This is a genomic window from Arthrobacter sp. H14 (genome assembly GCF_000520495.1).
Taxonomy (GTDB): domain Bacteria; phylum Actinomycetota; class Actinomycetes; order Actinomycetales; family Micrococcaceae; genus Arthrobacter_C.
The window spans coordinates 5913-8372 of sequence record NZ_KI914668.1 but is presented as its reverse complement, the minus strand read 5'-3'; the positions used below and the strand labels follow the sequence as shown (position 1 = coordinate 8372).

At 64.2% G+C, this 2460-nt stretch carries 3 protein-coding genes; all 3 read left to right on the top strand.

All coding sequences use genetic code 11. From position 1 onward, the window contains the following. Positions 1–51: 51 nt before the first annotated feature. Positions 52–681, top strand: coding sequence for an RES family NAD+ phosphorylase (locus Y707_RS0115355; RefSeq protein ID WP_051442081.1), 630 nt, complete (start codon positions 52–54; stop codon positions 679–681). Between the two features lie 17 nt (positions 682–698). After that, complete coding sequence (locus tag Y707_RS30810; RefSeq protein ID WP_155853022.1) at positions 699–1037, top strand: hypothetical protein; 339 nt, start codon at positions 699–701, stop codon at positions 1035–1037. Between the two features lie 416 nt (positions 1038–1453). Then, positions 1454–2460: IS21 family transposase (gene istA, locus Y707_RS31575; protein ID WP_162150230.1), on the top strand; the 1007-nt coding region annotated here is incomplete at its 3' end.

Below are 2460 nucleotides of genomic sequence, written 5' to 3'. Positions count from 1 at the left end.
AGCTCACGAGCCTGTCATCGAACTGGCGCGTGACTTCCATTACGGGTACTGATGGGTGACCAGTATCCGCCCGGCAGGGAGGAGCTGCGCTCGATCGGCTGCGAAACGGTCGACTACCCGGCCGGAAGCGTGCTGTGGCGGATTCACACCACGATGTCCACCCATGTCACACCCTGGAACCGGCTGCGCACCTTCGGCCCCCTCAAGACGTCCCGCTGGGAGCCCCACCCGCTGCCTAAAGGCGAACATGACCCGCTCGGCGCTGCCTACCTTGGGGAAGACGTTACGACGTGCCTGGCTGAGGTTTTCCAAACCTCCCGTTTCGTCGACGTCGACACCGCCAGCCCCTACATCACTGCCTTCCGGACGGCCGCCGACCTCGTCCTGGCCGATCTGACCGGACCCTGGTTTCACAGGGCCGGTGCCTCCAGCGCCGCAGCGCTCGGAGCGAAGATCAGGACACGGACCTGGGCGCGGGCCATACATGAAGCGTGGCCGGATCTGGACGGCATCATCGCCCCATCTGCGGTCGTTGGTGGAAGACGAATCGTCGCGGCTTGGAACACCAGGATTTTCCCAGCGGCCCCCGAGTCCTCGCTGCCGCTCAATTCACCGGCCATCGTTTCGCGCATCCTGGTGGCGGCAAACGGCATCGGCTACGACAGCAACATCATCATCTAGCGAGCGAGGGACGTACCGTGAACCGTGTGATACCTCCTCAGGGCAACACCCACGTCAGGAGATCCTCGTCGGCGGCGATCGCAGGCTGCGTCGCCGTTGGGGTGGCGGGGACACTCGTTACGCTCGGTTGCCTGCTCGCCATCTATCTCGAATCGTCAGGTTTGGGCGCGCCGAGGGACAGCGGGATGCGCCCTGGCTACACGGCGTTGCTCATTGTCGGTGCGTTGGCGGGAGTCCTTGTGCCGGCGGCTGCGTGCTTTACTTTCCTGGCCGTGTCACGGCCGATCATCGTCGGCGTGGCCGCAGTGGGCGCCGGCATCGTGGCGGTCGCCGTGCTGGGGATCACCGGACTGTGAGCCGCTACGGCCGTCTCACAAACTCTTCCTTGAGAAACACGCACCTGGAGGCTCCAAAACGGCTCTTTGAGGCCCACAGATGACGCTAAAGTGTCTCACACCCCTGTGTCACCGCAATGTCCAGCCTAGCCCTCAAGGGTCCATGGGATTACGATGTGTGCATGCTTCTCGGATACGCGCGTGTCAGCACCACGGACCAGTCTGCTGCCATGCAAATCCGGACCTTGGTCGATTGGGTATGGCAATCTGAAATGGCCCCAGTTTGAGGGGTTTTTGCAATCTGATTTGGCCCCACCCTCGACCTAACTCGTAGCGTTCTTCTCGTCTGCCAAGGCGAGTTGAAAGGTACGGGTTTGAAAGAGAGATCGAGAGTGGAGCAATTCGAGCGTATCCGTCGTGATGCCAGAGATAAAGGAATGTCAATCCGGCAACTGTCCAAAACCCACGGAGTCCATCGCCGTACGATCCGGACGGCTCTGGATTCATCAACTCCGCCGGCGCGTAAGGCCCCGGATCGGGCGGCGCCGGTGCTGGGTCCGTGGCTGCCGACGATTAGGGCCTGGCTCCAGGAGGATCTGGAGGCGCCGGTCAAGCAGCGTCATACCGGCCGGCGGGTCTGGCAGCGGCTGGTCGAAGAGCATGGGGCGCAAGTATCGGAGTCCTCGGTGACCCACGCGGTGGCCCGGGTCCGCCGGGAGCTGAGCCGGGCGACGACGAAAGTCGCGGTGCCGCAGACCCACGGGCCGGGCCGGGAGGCCGAGGTCGATTTCGGCGAGTTCTGGGCGGTGATCGCCGGGATACGGATCAAACTATGGATGTTCGTGCTGCGGCTCTCGTTCTCCGGCCGGGCGATCCATGTGGCCTACGCGAACCAGGCCCAGGAGTCATTCCTGGACGGGCACGTTCAGGCTTTCGACCGGCTGGGCGGGGTGCCGGCAGCGATGATCCGCTATGACAATCTCAAACCGGCGGTGATCCGGTTGCTGCTGGGCCGGAACCGGCTGGAGAATCCGAAATTCATTGCCATGCGCTCTCACTATGGTTTTGACTCGTTCTTCTGCGAGCCGGGCATTGAAGGCGCCCACGAGAAGGGCGGCGTCGAAGGTGAGGTCGGCCGGTTCCGGCGGCGCTGGCTGACGCCGGTGCCCGAGTTCGACTCACTGGCGGCGCTCAATGAGTATATGGCCGGCTGTGATGACAAGGACGGCGCCCGGGTGATCAGCGCCCGGCCCGAAACCGTCGCCGCGACGTTCGCCGCCGAGACCCCTTCCCTCCGCACGGCACCGGCGGACGGGTTCGACGCGGCCGAGTCATTGTCCTTCAAGGCCGATCACAAGGCTCAGATCTGCGTGCGGCAGTCCTATTACTCGGTCCCGGCCCGCTACGCCGGCCGGCGGGTCTCCGTCAGGCTCGGCGCCAACCG